General features: G+C 69.7%; 15 protein-coding genes. 6 read left to right on the top strand and 9 right to left on the bottom strand.

From position 1 onward, the window contains the following. Positions 1–65: 65 nt before the first annotated feature. The gene (gene dtd / locus BMZ38_RS05480; RefSeq protein WP_091335125.1) at positions 66–509 is read right to left on the bottom strand and encodes a D-aminoacyl-tRNA deacylase; all 444 of its coding nucleotides are present in this window, start codon (positions 507–509) and stop codon (positions 66–68) included. A gap of 114 nt (positions 510–623) precedes the next feature. Here dtd and BMZ38_RS05475 point away from each other — a divergent pair, with 114 nt between their 5' ends. Continuing rightward, positions 624–1,514, top strand: coding sequence for a lysophospholipid acyltransferase family protein (locus BMZ38_RS05475; protein ID WP_091335122.1), 891 nt, complete (start codon positions 624–626; stop codon positions 1,512–1,514). Between the two features lie 52 nt (positions 1,515–1,566). On the opposite strand, the gene BMZ38_RS05470 is transcribed toward BMZ38_RS05475, so the two are convergent. From BMZ38_RS05470 to BMZ38_RS05460, 3 genes are all read right to left on the bottom strand, one after another. Further along, a complete protein-coding gene (locus BMZ38_RS05470) occupies positions 1,567–1,881 on the bottom strand; it encodes a tetratricopeptide repeat protein (RefSeq protein WP_091335119.1) in 315 nt (104 codons plus the stop codon). Continuing rightward, a complete protein-coding gene (locus BMZ38_RS05465; protein WP_091335117.1) occupies positions 1,878–3,584 on the bottom strand; it encodes an ArnT family glycosyltransferase in 1,707 nt (568 codons plus the stop codon). Before BMZ38_RS05465 ends, BMZ38_RS05470 begins: the two co-directional genes overlap by 4 nt. A gap of 73 nt (positions 3,585–3,657) precedes the next feature. After that, entirely contained in the window at positions 3,658–4,701 is a 1,044-nt protein-coding gene (locus BMZ38_RS05460) for a CDP-glycerol glycerophosphotransferase family protein (protein ID WP_091335115.1), read from the bottom strand. Positions 4,702–4,763: 62 nt separating this feature from the next. Between BMZ38_RS05460 and BMZ38_RS05455 the strand changes: the two genes are divergently transcribed. After that, positions 4,764–5,531 (top strand): glycosyltransferase family 2 protein, encoded by a 768-nt coding sequence (locus BMZ38_RS05455; RefSeq protein ID WP_091335113.1) that lies wholly within the window; start codon positions 4,764–4,766, stop codon positions 5,529–5,531. Here BMZ38_RS05455 and BMZ38_RS05450 read toward each other — a convergent pair. Genes BMZ38_RS05450 through def form a run of 5 tightly spaced genes read right to left on the bottom strand, consistent with a single transcriptional unit; the run spans position 5,494 to position 11,365 of the window. Next, complete coding sequence (locus BMZ38_RS05450; RefSeq protein WP_175483678.1) at positions 5,494–6,798, bottom strand: O-antigen ligase family protein; 1,305 nt, start codon at positions 6,796–6,798, stop codon at positions 5,494–5,496. The genes BMZ38_RS05455 and BMZ38_RS05450 overlap by 38 nt on opposite strands. Next, on the bottom strand, positions 6,795–8,519 hold the full coding sequence (locus BMZ38_RS05445; protein ID WP_091335111.1) for an ArnT family glycosyltransferase: 1,725 nt from the start codon (positions 8,517–8,519) through the stop codon (positions 6,795–6,797). Before BMZ38_RS05445 ends, BMZ38_RS05450 begins: the two co-directional genes overlap by 4 nt. 44 nt (positions 8,520–8,563) lie before the next feature. Further along, the gene (gene rsmB, locus BMZ38_RS05440) at positions 8,564–9,877 is read right to left on the bottom strand and encodes a 16S rRNA (cytosine(967)-C(5))-methyltransferase RsmB (RefSeq protein WP_091335109.1); all 1,314 of its coding nucleotides are present in this window, start codon (positions 9,875–9,877) and stop codon (positions 8,564–8,566) included. A gap of 52 nt (positions 9,878–9,929) precedes the next feature. Further along, positions 9,930–10,859 carry a methionyl-tRNA formyltransferase gene (fmt, locus tag BMZ38_RS05435; RefSeq protein ID WP_091335107.1) on the bottom strand — a complete coding sequence of 310 codons (930 nt, stop codon included), beginning with the start codon at positions 10,857–10,859 and terminating at the stop codon, positions 9,930–9,932. Further along, positions 10,856–11,365, bottom strand: coding sequence for a peptide deformylase (gene def, locus BMZ38_RS05430; RefSeq protein ID WP_091335105.1), 510 nt, complete (start codon positions 11,363–11,365; stop codon positions 10,856–10,858). Before def ends, fmt begins: the two co-directional genes overlap by 4 nt. A 195-nt stretch (positions 11,366–11,560) precedes the next feature. On the opposite strand from def, the gene BMZ38_RS05425 reads away from it, so the two are divergent. The 4 genes from BMZ38_RS05425 to tsaC all read left to right on the top strand — a co-directional run bounded on the left by BMZ38_RS05425 (position 11,561) and on the right by tsaC (position 17,186). Beyond that, positions 11,561–12,688, top strand: a complete 1,128-nt coding sequence (locus BMZ38_RS05425; protein ID WP_091335103.1) for a LysM peptidoglycan-binding domain-containing protein — start codon at positions 11,561–11,563, stop codon at positions 12,686–12,688. Positions 12,689–12,767: 79 nt separating this feature from the next. Then, positions 12,768–13,898 (top strand): DNA-processing protein DprA, encoded by a 1,131-nt coding sequence (dprA, locus tag BMZ38_RS05420; protein ID WP_091335648.1) that lies wholly within the window; start codon positions 12,768–12,770, stop codon positions 13,896–13,898. 223 nt (positions 13,899–14,121) lie between these two features. After that, positions 14,122–16,617 carry a DNA topoisomerase I gene (locus tag BMZ38_RS05415; protein WP_091335101.1) on the top strand — a complete coding sequence of 832 codons (2,496 nt, stop codon included), beginning with the start codon at positions 14,122–14,124 and terminating at the stop codon, positions 16,615–16,617. Then, complete coding sequence (gene tsaC / locus BMZ38_RS05410; protein ID WP_091335099.1) at positions 16,614–17,186, top strand: L-threonylcarbamoyladenylate synthase type 1 TsaC; 573 nt, start codon at positions 16,614–16,616, stop codon at positions 17,184–17,186. Before BMZ38_RS05415 ends, tsaC begins: the two co-directional genes overlap by 4 nt. Positions 17,187–17,205: the final 19 nt, after the last annotated feature.

Here is a 17,205-nt window from a genome sequence, read left to right as displayed (position 1 = left end):
CGCGCCAGATGGGCGTTTGCGTGGGTGCGCCGCGTGTCGTGTGCCATCGAACCGCAGAGTCCCGGTCAGGGCACTTCCAGCCAGAAGGTGACCGGGCCGTCGTTGACCAGCCGAACCTCCATATGGGCACCGAAGCGCCCGATTTCCACCCCGCCCCCGTGCGTCGCGCGGGCCAGTTCCACCAGGCGCTCGAACCAGCGCCGGCCATGCTCGGGCGGGGCGGCCGAGGTGAAGCTCGGGCGCATGCCCGATCGGGTGTCCGCCGCCAGGGTGAACTGGCTGACCAGCAACAGGCCGCCGCCGGTGTCGGTGAGCGAGCGGTTCATCTTCCCGCCCTCATCGGCGAACACGCGGTAGCCGAGCAGCCGCTCCAGCATCCGCCGAGCCTGCGCCTCGCCGTCGTCCGGCTGTACCGCGACCAGCGCGAGCAGGCCCGGGCCGATGGCGCCCACGGTCGTGCCCTCGACGTCGACGCTGGCGGACAGCACGCGCTGGATCAGGCTGATCATGGGAGGTAACGGAAGGCAGGGCGTCCCTGCGAGAATAGAGGATCGTCCTGCCATAACGGCAGGGCGGTCGTTCCCTTTATCCCTGCGCCCGAGGCAGGCAAGCGACGGACCTGGATGCGCCCCGACATCTACCTGCTCTACCTCCTGCTGCGCCTGTTCGGCCTGTTGCCGCTGCGCCTGCTCCATGCCATGGGCGCAGCGCTGGGCCGGCTGGCGCTGTGGTGGCACGGAGGCACCGCGCGGGATACCGCGGTGAACCTGTCCATCGCGCGGCCGGGTCTGGACGAGGCAGTGCGGGCGGCGCTGCTGCGCCAGGCGATGGCCGAGGGTGGCAAGTCGATCACCGAGATCATCAAGGTGTGGGGCGCCGGCGCGACGCGCGCGCTCGGGCTGGTGCGCGAGGTGCGAGGTATCGAGTTGCTGGAAGCGGCGCAGGCGGCTGGAAAGGGGGTGATCATCGCCGCACCGCACCTGGGTTGCTGGGAGCTCCTCAACTACTGGCTGTGCAGTCGCATGCCGATGGCGATTCTCTACCGGCCGCCGCGGCTCGCGTCGATCGAGCCGCTGCTGCGCCGGGTGCGCGGCGCGCTGGCGCCCGAGCAGGTGCGTGCCGAGGGCGCGGGCGTGCGGGCGCTGTACAAACGGTTGGCTGCTGGCGGCACGATCGGCATCTTGCCCGATCAGAAGCCGCGCGAAGGCGAGGGCGAGCCGGCGCCGTTCTTCGGCCGCGATGCGCTGACGATGGTGCTGCTGCCGCGACTGGCGGCACGCACGGGGGCCACCGTGTTGTTCGCCTTTGCCGAACGGCTGCCACGCGGGACGGGTTTCCGCATCCACCTGCTCCCGGCGCCCGAGGGGCTGGACGATGCCGACCCGCATCGCGCCTGCGCCGCGCTGAACCGTGGCGTGGAAGCCTGCGTGGCGCGTGCGTTCGTGCAGTACCAGTGGCATTACCGGCGCTGGTCGGGGCACGGCTTGCCCAATCCGTACCGGCGGACCCGGTAGCGAGGCTGCAGTCATCACGCTGCGCGTGGGACGGGTTGTCGCTGGCTGTCGTCTATGCGAGGCGCCGGAGGAAGACGGCCATCTCCTTTTCCGCCTGCTTGTCCCCGCGCTGGCTGGCCACCGCGATGCCCTGGCGCCAGGCCGCGGCAGCACCGTCACGATCGCCCAGCGCCAGGCAGGCCTTGCCGAGCAGCTTCCACGCTGCCGAATAGGCCGGGTCCAAGTCCAGCGCGCGGCGCAATTCGTCCGCGGCTTCGTCCGCCAGTCCCTCGCCCAGCAGCGCGTTGCCCAGCGAGAAACGCAGCAGCGCGCCGTCGCGCGGGCCACCGCATTGCGCGCGCAGGCCGGCGATCAGCGCCGCGTTCACGGAAGCTGTCGCGAGCGACCGTCCGGATTGGGAAAGATCCGCGTCGGTTGGGGCGGCTCGGGCGGTCGCAGGCCCGCGCGCAGGTCGGCCAGCGCCGTCGCCGGCCATACCACCACCCAGGAGGAACGGAACGGCTGCACCAGCAGTGGGTAACGCAGGGCGGCAGCGTCGAGCTGGCCCGGATGGGTCACGACCAGACCGTCGGGATGGGCGCGCGCGAAAGCCTCGATCTCCTTGTCTCCGTGCAGCTCGGCGATCGGATGCTCGAGCCGGCCGGCGAAATGGAACTGGCCCTCGTACACGCCGGTGAAACCGATCGCGCGGCCCTGCGCGTCGGCTGCGCCCAGCAGACGGGTCGCGGGCGTCAGGTCGTAGCGGGGCCACAGGGTCAGGGTGAACAACGTATTGATCGCCAGCGTGCCAAGCAGCCCGGCGAACGCCAGCCGGCGCATCTCGCCGCGGCCGCGCAGCAGCAGCAGCGCACCCAGCAGCAGGAACACCACCGCGAAGAAGCGGCTGTAGGCGGCGGTGGTGTCAAACCACTCGCCATGCAGGCGCCCGCTCGCCACCAGCCAGGGCAGTACGAAAAGGAACACGCCGAAGGCGATGCCGCCGACCGCCAGCGGCCAGGTGCCCAGCCAGCCGTTGCGGGCCAGTTCGGGCCGCCGCTCGCGCAGCAGCGCGATGGCGCCGGCGAGCAGCAGCACGGCGCCGGCGAACTCGGGCAGCGGGTAGTACAGCTGCTTGCCACTGATCAGGGAAAAGGTGATGAATACCGGCACCACCCAGCACAGCGCGAAGCGCACGCCGGCGCCCAAAGGCCGGCGCAGCAAGGCCAGCGCCACCCAGGCGCGCGGCCAGCCGCTGAACGGGAACATCAGCAGTGGCAGCGCCAGCACGTACCACCACACCGGGCGGGCATGGTCGAACGCGTGCACCACGCGGCCGGCGGTCTGGGTGAAGAACAAGCGCTGCCGGTACGCCTCGCCGCCGCTGAAGCCGGCCGGCAGCGCCCATGCCAGCAACATGGCGAAGCCGAGCAGGAAGGCGAGCAGTCCACGGCCGTACCAGCGCGCGCGGTGCTGGTTGGCCCAGTCGTTCCACAGGGGACCGAGCAGCCACGGGAATACCACGTGCAGCGCCATCACCGGACCCTTGGTCAGCAGTCCGAGACCGAGGCAGATGCCGAACAGCCACCAGCGCGGCTCGTCGCGCGAGGGCGTGCGCGTGAGGCACAGCAGCGCGGCCAGCGCCCATACCGCGAGCAGCACGTCGTACATGACCTGCAGGCCGAACAGGAAAGCGTAGGACAGCGCCAGCAGCATCCACGGCGCCGCCCGGCCGACCCATGGGCGGTCCGGGAACAGCCGCCGTGCCAGCGCCGCCACCAGCACCAGCTGGCTGCCGCCGAAGATCACTTCCAGCACGCGCGGCCACACGTCATTGACGCCGAAGGCGAACCAGCCGGCGTGGATCATCCAGAACAGCAGTGGTGCCTTCTCGCTGTAGGGCGCCCCGTTGTTGTAGGGCACCAGCCAGTGGCCGTGCGTCCACATCTCCCAGGCCACCGCCAGCGTGCGGGTGGAATACAACGGCATCGGCCCGTGCGAGAAGATCGCCAGCAACGCCGCCGCCACCCACAACGGCAGCCAGGGCCAGAGGGCCCGCAGGTGTTCGGTTCGACGGTAGGCGTTGGGTAGCACGGGCGGCAGTCGCTGGAAGGGATGGCCTCGAGTTTAGCCTGTTCACCGTCACGGCCCGCGTGCGGCGGGCGCGTCAGTCGGGCAGCAGGAGGCGCACGTCACGCGACGCCTGCCAGCGTCGCCACAGATTCAGGGGCTTGCGCGCGAGCGGGCCGTAGCCGCCGGCGAGCAAGCGGTCGGTGGCGGCCAGCACGCGCTCGCTGGAGCGGCCGTCGCGATAGGGATGGATCGCCGCTGCATGGTCGGCCAGCGCCTGCACCAACGCCGGCGGGTGGGACAGCGCGGTGTCGATTGCCGCGTCTACCTGCGCCGGCTCGGCGACGTCGAGCATGAACGGCTTGGGCCGGCGGTTGCGCAGCGTCACCACCGGCTTGAGCTGCACCGCGAACTCGTCGATCACCGAGGAGGTGTCGCAGACCAGCACGTCGGCGGCGCGCAGCATGTCCAGCAGCCGGTCGGATTCGAAGAATCGGGCGAACGGGCCCTCCAGCGCACGGTAACGGGCGATCAGCTCCGGTTCGCATTTGGGGTGCAGGGTCAGCAGCCAGTGGCGGTCGCCGCGCGCGGTGAGCGTGCGCAGCACGTCGAGCGTGGCGCGCGCGGAGCTCAGCGATTCGGTGAAGGTGGCCGCGTACATCGCCACCGGCTTGCCGTCGGCGGGGCGCAGCGAGGACGCGTCCAGCGGCGGCGCGAACAGCGGATCGAGCTTGGGCCAGCCGGTCTCGGCGACGGCGAAATAGCGATGCTCGCGCGCCAGCGCCTCGAACGGCGCGGTGGTCGCCGGCCCCTGCGTGCAGTACAGGTCGAAGAAGCCGCGCAGGCGGAAATGGCCGCGGTCAGGCTCGCGCTTCTCCGCGTTGAAGCCGTGGAACACCTGCACCTTGGCGCCCGGGAACGCGGGCGGCACCCAGTTGGACGCGCAGAACACCGCTCGCGGTGCCAACGCACGCACCGCGCGCGACGAGCGCAGGCGGGTTTCGCCCTGGTGCAGGTAGCGCGCTACCGACTCGGGCACCACCCAGCCCACGCGCTGGCCTTCGCGCTGCGCCGCCGCGGCCAGCGGGCGCAGGATCGGCAGCGCATAGAGCTCGGTGGCGAACAGCAGGCATGCATCCATCGAGGGCCTCACGCAGGAACAAACTGGCATTATGCCGCCACCTCCCTTGCACCGGTTTCCGGATGAGCCGCGTTCCGATCTCCGCCTGCATCATCACCTTCAATGAGGCCGACCGTATCGACGATTGCCTGGCCTCGCTCGCCTTCTGCGACGAGGTGGTGGTGGTCGACTCCGGTTCCACCGACGACACCCGCGCGCGTGCCGAAGGGCGTGGCGCACGCGTGCTGCAGCGGCCGTTCGACGGCTTTCGCAGCCAGAAGGCGTTCGCGGTGGCGCAGGCGCAGCACGACTGGGTGCTCTGCCTGGACGCGGACGAGCGGGTCGACGCGACCTTGCGCGGGCGCATCGAGGCCGCCCGCGAGCACGGCTTCGACGACGCGGCGGGCTATCGCTTCGCGCGCCTGTCCGAGTACTTCGGAGCGTTCCTGCGCCACGGCAACGCCTACCCGGACCGCGTGCTGCGCCTGTTCGACCGCCGCCGCGGCGGTTGGCGCGGCGAGCGGGAGATCCACGAGGCGGTCAGTATCGACGGGCCGGTGCGCACGCTCGAGGGCAACCTGGAGCACCATCCCTACCGCTCGCTCTCCGAGCAGCTTGCCAAACAGGAGCGCTATGCGCAGATGATGGCCGAGTACCAGTACGCGCGCGGCAAGCGCGCCGGGCTGCGGCACATCCTGCTCAACCCGTGGTGGCGCTTCGTGCGCGGCTACGTGCTGCGCGGCGGCTTCCTGGATGGCTGGCGCGGGCTGCTCTATGCGCTGGTGCGCGTCGAATACGTGCGCCGCAAGTTTCTCAAGCTCTGGTTGCTGGAGCGGGGGTATCGCCCCTGAGACGGGCGAGGTAGCCCACCCGCAGCGCCAGCCCGAGCACCAGGAAGAAGAAGAACGACTGCGACATTACGCGGTAGAACACGCTCTCGCCCATGGCGCAGAACAGGTACAGCACGACGATCGCCAGGCCCGCCGTGGCGGTAGTGGCCAGTGTGTCGTCGGCGTCGCGCAGCCAGCGGGCGAAATAGCGCAGCGGCAGCACGAACACCGCCAACAACGCAAGCAGCAGCAGCACGCCGCCAGTCGCCAGCGCGCGCAGGTATTCGTTGTGCGGCTGGTTGTAGGGGGCGATCGACGGGTCGCTGCGGCCGGCGGCGATTTCTGCGCGAGTGTAGGTAGCGTACTGGTCGATGCCTATGCCGGTCAGCGGGTGCTCGCCTGCGGCACGCAGCGCCGTGCGCCACATCTCCAGCCGCGCCCCTACCGATCCGTCCGGATCGCCCTGGTCGAAGCCGTTGACCTCCTTCTGGATGGTGGTGAAGCGGTTGAGCATCGCGCCATGCAGCGTGGCCGTGGCAACCGCACCGCCCAGGCACACCGCCACGCCCAGCGCCAGGTTCAAGCGCCAGCGCCCGCTGCGCCGCGCATGCAGCAGCAGCACTATCAGGAACGCCGGTACGAACGCCAGCAGCGGCCCGCGGCTTTGCGTCAGCAGCGCGCCGTACATGCCGAACACCATGCCGGCGCCATGCAGCCACCAGCGCCAGTTGCCGATGCGCGCCTGCAACAGCTGCACCAGTGCCAGCAGGGCGAGCCCCAGCAGCAGCGTGGCACACTCGATCGCGGCCGAGTCGCCGCCATTCAAGCCATGCGCGCGCAGGACGTCCAGCACGTAGTGCTGCACCAGGCAGACTGCGCCCAGGCCGATCGCGGTCAGGCTGAAGCCAGCCCACACCAGGCCCATGCGCAGGTGCCGGCCGAACACCGCTGCCACCACCACGTACAGCAGCACGTGTGCGGCGTGGTCGAGTGGACGCCAGCCCAGCCCGTGCCAGAGCACGTTGGCGATATCGAGCGCAACCAGCAGCATCGCCGCGGCGACGACGGGCGCCGCCACGCGGTAGGCCTGGCGCACCGGCACCTGCCGCAACAGGGCCAGGCTGCAGAAGAACAACAGTGCCACCGGCAGCGCCTTGATGCCCGGTTCGATCGAGAACGACAGCGGCATCAGCGCGACCAGCGCGGACAGCGTCCAGGTCGGCCAGGCGCGCCAGGTGCGTGCGGTTTCGCGATCGGGCACGGCCACGCCGTGGCTGGGCGCGTTCATTCGGGCACCTTGGCGTCGGCCGCTTCGGCGGACGGATCGGGCACGCAACCGGGGATCACGGCATTGGCCTTGAACATCCACCATTCGCGGCGGTTGGCGTGGCCCAGATCGATCGCGCGGTCACGGCGCACGCACGCGCCCATTGCCGGTTCCTGCACGAACAACCAGCGGTGTGCCGGGTCCCTTGCCTGCCAGGCGACGGCATTGGCGTACTGTTGTGTCCACTGCCGGGTAAAGCCAAAATCCGTCGCGGGATGGTCGAGCATCAACAGGTTCTGTTCCTTCCAGGCGACCAGGCCGATCTGGTCGCCTGGGCCGAGCTGCGCGGCCGCCTTGGCCATCAGGCCCGCGGCAGAGCTCGAATCGTTCAGTTGCGGCGCGATGCCGATGCTCCAGCCGAGCCATAGCGCGGCCATGCCGCCACTCACCGCCCATACGGCACCACGCAGGCGTAACGCAGCGACCAGTACCAGCTGCACGGCGCCGATGGCAGCCAGCCAGCCGAACAGGGCCTGCGTGCCGCCATCGAAGCCGCGTTGCGCCGCCCACCGCGCGGCAGCCGGCGGATGCGCGAGAAGCGCGTAGGCACCCGCCGCCAGCAGGAGGGTGCCGAACAGCCCCATGAAGATCAGCCCTGCCGCGCGCAGCCAGCGCGTGCGCAGCAGCTCGTCCATGAACGGCGCGCTCGCCAATGCCACCATCGGCAGCACCGGCAGGATGTAGACGTCACGCTTGCCGGCCGGGATCGAGAAGAACACCAGCACCAACGCTGCCCAGGCCAGCGGCAGCAGCACGCGGGCATCCCTCGCCTTGAGCGCGCGCCACCAGCGCGGCAGCGTGCCGGGATAGGTGAGCGAGAGCGGCAGCCAGCTGAACAGCACGATGGGTACGTAATAGAACGGTGAGTGGAGGTGTCCCCACGACTTGGCGTAGCGGTCGGCGGTCTGGTGGAACAGGATGTCCCGCACGTAGGCGGCATAGGCCGGGTTGTCGGAGTGCGCCCGCGCGGCCAGCAGCATCGGCACCAGCCATAGCGCGATCGCCGCCAGCACGGCGAGCAGGCCCAGCCACCAGCGCATCGCCTGGCCCTTGCCGATCCGCGCCACGCCGTCCCAGCCGCGGCGTGCTGCAAAGGCGTAGGGCACCAACAGCAGCAACGGCAGGAAGCCGACGCCCTTGGTGATCACGCCCAACCCCGCGCAGAAACAGCCCAGCCAGTACGCGCGCCAGTGCGGGCCCAGCAACATGTGCCTGAGCAGGCCCCAGTTGCCGGCGGTGATCAGGAACATCACCAGCGGATCGATCTGCGCGCGCTTGACCTGGTAGACGAACTGGAACGCCAGCAGCAGCCCGGCCGCCGCATACAGGCCGACCTGTCGGTTCCACAGCCGGCGGCCCAGGTCGTAGATGAGCACCAGCGTGCCCAGCGCGGCCAGCAGCGACGGCAGCAGGAAGGCGATGCGCCAGTTGCGCATCAGCTCGTAACTCGCCGCTTCGGTCCACATCAGCACCGGCGGCTTGTCGGCGTACAGCTCGCTGCCCCGATGCGGAAACAGCCAGTCGCCGCCCTCGACCATCTGCTTGGCGGCCAGGGTGAAGCGCGGTTCGTCGGAAGGCCACGGATCGCGCATGCCCATGCCCGCGCCGATCACCACCAGGGCGACCAGCATCAGCAGCCAGAAACGTCGGCGGTCCTGTGGGCTGGTGTGGAGAGGGAACATGGAGCAATCCGTGCGGAGCAGCAAACGTTGTAACCGGGCTGGGCTTACCCGGTGCTGAGCCGCTGCTGCTTTTCGAGGACGGCATAGTACATGCCGTCCAGGTCGCCATCGCCTGGCAGGATCTGCCAGCCGACCGCAGCAGCGTGGCCTGCCGGCAGGGTGAACGGCAGCGGATGGGCGTCGGTGGCATTGGCGAGCAGCGATTGCACCGCCGCCTCGTTCTCCGCGCGCAACAGCGAGCAGGTCGCGTAGAGCAGCTTGCCGCCCGGCTTGAGCAGCGGCCACAGCGCACCGAGGATGCGCTGCTGCAGCGTGGCGAGCGTGGGAATGTCGCTCTCGCGCCGGTGCAACCGGACGTCCGGGCGTCGGCGCAGCACGCCGGTGGCCGAACAGGGGGCATCGATCAGGATGCGGTCGTATGGCTGGCCATCCCACCATGCGTCCGGCATGCCGGCGTCGCCGACGCGCAGGTCGGCACGCAGGCCGAGGCGATCGAGGTTCTGGCCGATGCGGCGCAGGCGGGCAGGGTCCGAATCCAGCGCGGTGAGCGCGAGATCGGTTCGTTCGAGCAGGTGGCAGGCCTTGCCGCCGGGCGCGGCGCACGCATCGAGCACGCGTTGGCCCGGGCCGATATCGAGCAGGTCGGCGGCGACCTGGGCGGCGCCGTCCTGCACCGCGAACAGGCCCTCGGCAAATCCCGGCAGGCGGGTGACGTCGCCGCTGTGCGGCAGCACGACGGCATCGACGAGCCACGGGTGGGGTGCGGCCGCCTGGCCGTCCAGTCGAAGGCGTTCCACCAGCGCTTCGCGCGTGGTGCGGCGGCGGTTGGCGCGGAGCATCAACGGCGGTTCGCGATTGTCGGCAGACAGCACTGCATCGGCCTGGTCCGGCCAGTCGCGGGCGAGGGCGTCGGCCAGCCAGGCCGGGTGCGCATGGCGGGTCGGCGGGGCACCGTCGAGAGCCGCCAGCCGCTCGTTGCGCTCGCGCTGCCAACGGCGCAGCACGGCATTGACCAGCCCGGCCAGGTGCGGTCGCTTGAGTGTGCGGGTGGCCTCGACCGTGGCCGCCACTGCCGCGTAGTCGCTCAGTCCGAGGATTTCCAGCTGCACCAGGCCCAGCACCAGCAGCGCGTGCACGGCCGGTTCCTTGCGCCGCAGCGGCTGGGCCAGCAGGCGATCGAGCGCCGGATCGAACCGCAGCCACCAGCGCGCTCCCTCGCTGAGCAGGGCCATCAGCAGGGCACGATCCCTGGGGTCGGGAAGCCTTGGGGCATGCCGTTCCATCGCTTCGCGCAGCGAGGTGCCACGCAGGGCGATGTCGGCCAGGGCAGTGGCGGCGAGGGCGCGGGTGTCGGTCATCGCCGCGAACTGCACCTTCTCGCCGCGGCGCGGAGAGAGTGTGGCGTCAGCTTCACTTGGGCGCTCCACGCAGCTCGGGGCGCGCGTTGAGGTAGTCGGCCGCGCTGATGCGCTTGCCGCCGGGCCGTTGCAACGCGGTCACCCGCAGCGCGCCGTTGCCGCAGGCCAGCTCGATGCCGTTGCGGCTGGCGGAGAGCACGGAGCCGGGCGTGGCGTCGTGGTGCCGATCGATCGCCTGCGCAGACCAGATCCGCACGCTTTCGCCGCCGATTTCGCCTTCGGCCACCGGCCATGGGTCGAACGCGCGCACCGTGCGCTCCAGCTCGATCGCCGGCCGGCCGAAGTCCAGCCTCGCCTCGGCTTTATCCAGCTTGTGTGCGTAGGTCACGCCTTCGGCCGGCTGCGGCGTCGCCGCCAGCACTTGACCGGCCAGCGTGCGACGCAGGCCCTCGGCGAGCACCTCGGCGCCCAGCAGCGACAGGCGGTCATGCAGCGTGCCGCCGGTGTCGTCCGGCCCGATCGGCGTGCGCTTTTCGAGCAGTACCGGGCCGGTATCCAGGCCCGCTTCCATGCGCATCAGGTCCACCCCGCTCTCGGCATCGCCGGCGAGGATCGCCCGCTGGATCGGCGCGGCACCACGCCAGCGCGGCAACAGGCTGGCGTGCACGTTCCAGCAACCCAGCGGCGGGATGGCCAGTACCTTGCGCGGAAGGAGCAGTCCGTAGGCGACCACCACCAGCAGGTCCGGTGCATGACCGGCGAGCCTGGCCCGGGCTTCGGGCGACTTCAGCGACTCCGGCTGCTCGACGGCCAGGCCGGCGGCCAGGGCGGCCTGCTTCACCGGGCTGGGAGCGAGCTTGCGGCCACGGCCGGCGGGACGGTCAGGCTGGGTGTAGACGGCAACCACCTGCGCCCCGCTGGCGCGGCAGGCTTGCAGGCAGGGAACGGCAAACTCCGGCGTGCCGGCGAAGACGATCCTCAAGCGCTCGCCGCCTGCTTGCGCTGCTTCTCAAGGCGCTTGAGCAGCATGTTGCGCTTGAGCGGGGAGAGGTAGTCGACGAATACCTTGCCTGCCAGGTGGTCGAGCTCGTGCTGGATGCACACCGCCAGCGGCCCCTCGGCGTCCACGGTGAACGTCTTGCCGTCCACGTCCTGCGCCTTGACCGTGACCTTCAGTGCACGGGTGACGTCGGCATAGATACCGGGGAAGGACAGGCAGCCCTCCTGGTAAACCTGGGTGCCGTCCCTCGCGATGATCTCGGCATTGACGAGCGCCAGCGGCTGGTTGCGATCCTCGCTCATGTCGGCCACCAGCACGCGCTTGTGCACATTGACCTGGGTCGCGGCCAGGCCCACGCCGTTGGCCGCGTACATGGTCTCGAACATGTCGGCGACGAACTGCTTCAGCTCGGCATCGAAAACGGTCACCGGCGCGGCCTGCGTGCGCAGTCGCGGGTCAGGAAATTCAAGGATGGTCAGTACGGACATTTTCGGTCACCTCGGGCGCCTCCAGGATGCGGGCGAATCGGCCTAACGGAAGCCCGGGCGCAAATCTAGAATGGGCCTTATTGTACGGCGGCAAGCTCCCGTGCGGCAGGCGATTTTGCCAACTGCTGCCGGTTGCGGGCCTTCACCGTTCGGTTACACTCGCCCGAGCCTCGGGGGCTAGGGGAATCGACGCATATGATCAAGAAGTCCATCGGGCTGCTGGCCGGCATGCTGGTCACGGTTGCCGTGTACGCCGCCGGCGCCCAGCTGCGCGCCGATCATCCCGATACCTACACCGTCCGACGCGGCGATACGCTGTGGGACATCTCGGCCAAGTTCCTCTCCAAGCCGTGGCTGTGGCCGGAGATCTGGCAGGCCAACCCGCAGGTGCGCAATCCGCATCTGATCTACCCGGGCGACGTACTCAACCTGTCCTTCATCAACGGCCCCCGGCTCAAGCTGGAGCCGAGCGCGCATCGCGAAGGCGAGGCCGTGCCGGCGATCCCGCTGGACCAGCTGCGCATGTTCCTCAAGGACATGCGGGTGATGGACTCCAACGAAGTGAGCGCTGCGCCGTACGTGGTCGGTTTCGAGGAAGCGCGGCTGCGTGGTGCGGTGGGGCAGAATCTTTACGTGCGCGGCCTGAAGAGCGCGCCCGGGCAGCGTTGGGCGATCGTGCGCCCGACCCATGTGTACCGCGGCTTCGAGCAGGACGACCCGAACGACGCCGAGAATGGCATCGTCGGCCATGAGCTCGACACCAATGTAGCGATGGTGCGTACCCCCTGGGCGGAAGATTTTCGCGGCGACGGCCACTATGGCCGCGGCGAGGACCTGGGCGTCGAAGTCAGCGTGATCGGCACCGCCGAGACCCTGCGCGAGGGCGATCCGTCCACCCTGCTGCTGCTGGACGCCACCCAGGAGATCCGCGCCGGTGACCGCGTGCTGCCACTGGACGGCCCGGCCTACGATCCCTACTACTACCCGCACGCGCCGCAGTCGGTGCCGGCCAATGCCCGCGTCATCGCCTTTGCCGACGCGATGGATGCGGCCGGCCCGCGCCAGGTCGTGGCGCTCTCGATCGGCGCGAAAGATGGCGTCGACAACGGCCAGACGTATGCGATGTTCCAGCCGGGCGAGCGCATCCACGACGACGTCGCCAGCAACAGCTGGAGCCGCGGTTCGGGCGAGAAGGTCACGCTGCCTGAGGAATTCGTCGGCCACGTGATGGTCTTCCGCACCTTCGACCGCGTCAGCTACGGCCTGGTGATGGATGGCCTGCGACCGGTGCACCGCGGCGACCGCCTGGCGATGCCCGAATAAGCTCGTCGCGGTTTTCCCCGACATGACGGCGCGGCCATGGCCGCGCCGTTTTTTGTTGGCGTCTGCCTACACTGGCCCGATGAGTGACACGGATGTACTGCGCGCCTGGCTGGTCCTGCTGAGGACGCCCGGGCTGGGCTGGGCGGCGTTGCGCGAGCGGCTGCGCGCGGGCGACATTCTCGCCGCGCTGCAGGGCCTGCGCCGGTCGCCGGACGGTCTGGGCGAGGATGCACGCACCTGGCTTCGGCACCCCAATGAGGCGCGCCTGGCCGAAGACCTCGCCTGGCTCGCCGTGCCCGGGCATCGACTGCTCTGCTGCACCGACGCCGATTTTCCGCCGCTGCTGGAGCACGTCGCGCAACCGCCGGCAGCCCTGTTCGTCGCTGGCGACGCGGCGCTGCTGTTGCATCCGCAGGTGGCCATCGTCGGTGCGCGTGGCGCCACCGCGGGCGGGCTGGCGCAGGCGCGTCGCTTCGCCGGTGCGCTGGTGCAGGCAGGCTTCGTGGTCACCAGCGGCCTGGCCGACGGCGTGGACGGTGCAGCGCACGCCGCGGCGCTGCATGCAGGCGGGTCGACCGTCGCGGTGGTCGGCACCGGTCCGGACCGGGTCTACCCGCGCAAGCACCAGGCGCTGGCGCAGGCGATCGCCTCGGACGGCGCGTTGGTGAGTGAATTCCCGCCGGGCACCCCGCCACGAGCGGACCACTTCCCGCGCCGTAACCGGCTCATCGCGGGACTGTCGCTGGGCGCGCTGGTGATCGAGGCGGGGCTCAAGTCCGGCTCGCTGATCACCGCAAGGCTGGCCGGCGAGCAGGGCCGCGAAGTGTTCGCCCTGCCCGGCTCGGTGCACAATCCGCTGGCGCGCGGCTGCCACCGGCTGATCCGCGAAGGCGTGCGGCTGGTCGAGGAGCCCGCCGAGTTGGTCGAGGTACTGGCGCCGGCGGCGCGTGCGCTCGGCGTGGAGCTCGCCGCGCGGCTGGCCGACGCGTCATCGCACGACATTGCGTCGCCGACCGGCACCAGCCAGGCCGATCCAGACCGCGAATGCCTGCGTGAAGCGCTCGGTCATGACCCGGCTACGCTCGATGAACTGGCGACCCGTACCGGACTGGCGCCAGCCGCGCTGGCCTCGATGTTGCTGATGTTGGAACTGGAAGGCCAGGTCGAAAGTCTGCCGGGCAATCGCTACCAGCGTCTGGTGATGGTCTGACCGGCACTTTCGCAGTGCGGTTGGAATGGGCTTTGCCCTGGATCCGGGCCCTCGCGGCATCCCCGGCCGGCTCCGGCAGGGTGATCGGGCACCGCCGCCAAGCCGCGCCACGTCGCGGTTTCACGCGATCCGGCTTGACAGTCGCTGCGAGCGCATGGCTCAACTAATAAAGAGTGTGCCCGCCAACCGGCGGCACGGACCGCTTCCGGAAACCCCCTGCCCCATGGCCAAGAACCTACTTATCGTCGAGTCGCCCGCCAAGGCCAAGACGATCAACAAATACCTCGGCAAGGACTTCCAGGTCCTCGCCTCCTATGGCCACGTGCGCGACCTCAAGCCGAAGGAGGGCGCGGTCGACCCGGACCATGGCTTCGCCATGAAATACGAGGTGATCGAGCGCAACGAGAAGCACGTCGATGCCATCGCCAAGGCGGCCAAGGTGGCCGACGACATCTACCTCGCGACCGACTTGGATCGCGAGGGCGAGGCGATTTCCTGGCATATCAGCGAGATCCTCAAGGAGCGTGGCCTGACCGAAGGCAAACGCATGCACCGGGTGGTGTTCTCCGAGATCACGCCCAAGGCGATCAAGGCTGCGGTGGCGCAGCCGCGCGGGCTTTCGTACGACATGGTCGACGCGCAGCAGGCCCGCCGCGCGCTGGACTACCTGGTCGGCTTCAATCTGTCGCCGGTGCTGTGGCGCAAGGTGCAGCGCGGTCTTTCGGCCGGCCGCGTGCAGAGCCCGGCGCTGCGCATGATCGTCGAGCGCGAGGAGGAGATCGAAGCCTTCGTGGCGCGCGAATACTGGACGGTCGAGGCCAAACTGAAACATGCCGAGGGTGATTTCGGCGCGCGCCTGACCAAGCTCAACGGCAAGAAGTTCGAGCAGTTCGACCTCACCAACGAGCGAGACGCGTTGGCCGCACGCGCGGCCCTCACGGAGGCGGCGCACGGCCGCCTGACGGTGAGCGAGGTCAGCTCCAAGGAGCGCAAGCGCCGGCCGGCGCCACCATTCACCACGTCCACGTTGCAACAGGAGGCCGCGCGCAAGCTCGGCTTCGGCACCAGCCGCACGATGAAGATCGCCCAGGGCCTCTACGAGGGCGTCAGCCTCGGCAGCGAGGGCAACGTCGGACTGATCACCTACATGCGTACCGACTCCACCGCCCTTTCCACCGAGGCGACCGACGAGCTGCGTGCGCTGATCGCCCGCGACTTCGGCCGCAACGCGCTGCCCGAGGGCGTGCAGGTCTACCGCACCAAGTCCAAGAACGCGCAGGAGGCGCACGAGGCGATCCGGCCGACCTCGGCCATGCGCACGCCGCGCCAGGTTGCCGCCTTCCTCAATGACGAACAGCGCAAGCTCTACGAACTGATCTGGAAGCGCACGGTGGCTTGCCAGATGATCCACGCCACGCTCAACACCGTCTCGGTGGATTTCGAGCTGCCGCAGGTCGCCGGCGGCCCGGCCGCATTCCGCGCAACCGGCACCACCGTGGTCGATCCGGGCTTCCTGGCCGTGTACGAGGAAGGCCGCGACCAGAAGAGCGCCGAGGACGAGGAGGAAGGCCGCCGGCTGCCGCGCCTGGCCAGGGGCGAGCAGGTCGCGGTAGCGGACATCCTGGCCGACCAGCACTTCACCGAGCCGCCGCCGCGCTACTCCGAGGCCAGCCTGGTCAAGGCGCTGGAGGAATACGGCATCGGCCGCCCGTCCACTTACGCCAGCATCATCCAGGTGCTGCAGAACCGCGAATACGTGTTCCTCGACAGCCGCCGCTTCAAGCCGACCGACGTCGGCCGCGCGGTGGGCAAGTTCCTCACCCAGCACTTCAACCAGTACGTCGATTACGACTTCACGGCCAAACTGGAAGACGAGCTCGATGCGGTCAGCCGCGGCGAGGAAGCCTGGGTGCCGCTGATGGAGCGTTTCTGGCAGCCGTTCAAGACCCAGGTCGAGGAGAAGACCGAATCGGTGGACCGCAGCGAAGCCACCGGCGCGCGCGAACTGGGCATCGACCCGAAGAGCGGCAAGCCGGTGTCCGTGCGCCTGGGTCGCTACGGGCCCTACGCGCAGATCGGCGACAAGGACACCGACGAGAAGCTGCAGTTCGCCTCCCTGCGTCCCGGGCAGAGCATGCACACCATTACCCTCGAGCAGGCGATGGAGCTGTTCAAGCTGCCGCGCATGCTCGGCACCAGCCAAAGCGGCGAGGAAGTAAGCGTAGGCATCGGCCGCTTCGGCCCCTTCGTCAAGCAGGGCAGCACCTATGCCTCGCTCAAGCCCGAGGACGACCCGTACACCATCGAGCTGCCGCGCGCGCTGCAGATCGTGCACGAAAAGCTGGAGATGCTGGCCAACCGCGTGATCGCCGACTTCGGCAACGGCGTGCAGGTGCTCAACGGCCGCTACGGGCCGTACATCACCGACGGCGAGAAGAACGCGCGCATCCCCAAGGAGACCGAGCCGAAGGACCTCACCGAGGCGCAGTGCCTGGAGCTGCTCGCCGCCGCGCCGGCCAAGAAGGGTCGCTTCGGGCGCAAGACGACCACCAAGCAAGCCGCCGCGAAGAAGGCACCGCCGGCGAAAAAAGCGGCGGCAAAGAAGGCTCCGGCGAAAAAGGCTGCGACCAAGAAGACCACCGCCACGAAGGCGGCCAAGAAAAGCGCCACCAAGAAGGCGGCGGCGAAAAAGGCAGGCAAGGCCGGCGCTCCGACGTGACCGCGCGCTACGCCCTGGCCGACTGCGACGCCGCTGCAGCGCTGCTGCGCCGTGGCGGCGTGCTGGCCTACCCTACCGAGGCGGTTTACGGCCTCGGCTGCGATCCGCACGACCAGGCCGCCTTCGAGCGCCTGTTCGCCCTCAAGCAGCGCCCACCGACGCAGGGCGTGCTGCTGATTGCGGCTGATTTCGCCCAGGTCGAGCACTACGTCGATCTGGCCAAGGTCCCGGCCGAAGTGCTCGCGCAGGTCAAGGCCAGCTGGCCGGGGCCGAACACCTGGATCTTCCCCCGCACTGCGGCGGTACCAGCCTGGGTCGCCGGTGCGCACGCGGGCATCGCGCTACGGGTGACGGCGCACGCGCCAGCTGCTGCGCTCTGCCGCGCCTACGGCGGCGCGCTGGTCTCGACCAGCGCCAACCCGCACGGCTCGCCCGCGGCGCGCAGTGCGGCGATGGTGCTGGACTACTTCGGTGAGGCGCTCGACGGTGTGCTCGACGCGCCGCTTGGGGGGCAGGAGCGCCCGACGGTGATCCGCGATGCGCTCTCCGGCGCTATCATCCGCGCCTGAGCGTCCAGGGGACGCCACC

Source organism: Frateuria terrea, from assembly GCF_900115705.1.
Lineage (GTDB): Bacteria > Pseudomonadota > Gammaproteobacteria > Xanthomonadales > Rhodanobacteraceae > Frateuria_A > Frateuria_A terrea.
The sequence above is the reverse complement of the archived record's forward strand: the minus strand, read 5'-3'. Positions and strand labels throughout refer to the sequence as shown.

Excerpts from the sequence above, each read along its gene's own strand:
- dtd (WP_091335125.1), bottom strand. The coding sequence starts at position 509 with ATGATCAGCCTGATCCAGCGCGTGCTGTCCGCCAGCGTCGACGTCGAG.
- BMZ38_RS05475 (WP_091335122.1), top strand. The coding sequence starts at position 624 with ATGCGCCCCGACATCTACCTGCTCTACCTCCTGCTGCGCCTGTTCGGC.
- BMZ38_RS05460 (WP_091335115.1), bottom strand. The coding sequence starts at position 4,701 with ATGGATGCATGCCTGCTGTTCGCCACCGAGCTCTATGCGCTGCCGATC.
- BMZ38_RS05455 (WP_091335113.1), top strand. The coding sequence starts at position 4,764 with ATGAGCCGCGTTCCGATCTCCGCCTGCATCATCACCTTCAATGAGGCC.
- BMZ38_RS05450 (WP_175483678.1), bottom strand. The coding sequence starts at position 6,798 with ATGAACGCGCCCAGCCACGGCGTGGCCGTGCCCGATCGCGAAACCGCA.
- BMZ38_RS05445 (WP_091335111.1), bottom strand. The coding sequence starts at position 8,519 with ATGTTCCCTCTCCACACCAGCCCACAGGACCGCCGACGTTTCTGGCTG.
- rsmB (WP_091335109.1), bottom strand. The coding sequence starts at position 9,877 with ATGACCGACACCCGCGCCCTCGCCGCCACTGCCCTGGCCGACATCGCC.
- def (WP_091335105.1), bottom strand. The coding sequence starts at position 11,365 with ATGTCCGTACTGACCATCCTTGAATTTCCTGACCCGCGACTGCGCACG.
- BMZ38_RS05425 (WP_091335103.1), top strand. The coding sequence starts at position 11,561 with ATGATCAAGAAGTCCATCGGGCTGCTGGCCGGCATGCTGGTCACGGTT.
- dprA (WP_091335648.1), top strand. The coding sequence starts at position 12,768 with ATGAGTGACACGGATGTACTGCGCGCCTGGCTGGTCCTGCTGAGGACG.
- BMZ38_RS05415 (WP_091335101.1), top strand. The coding sequence starts at position 14,122 with ATGGCCAAGAACCTACTTATCGTCGAGTCGCCCGCCAAGGCCAAGACG.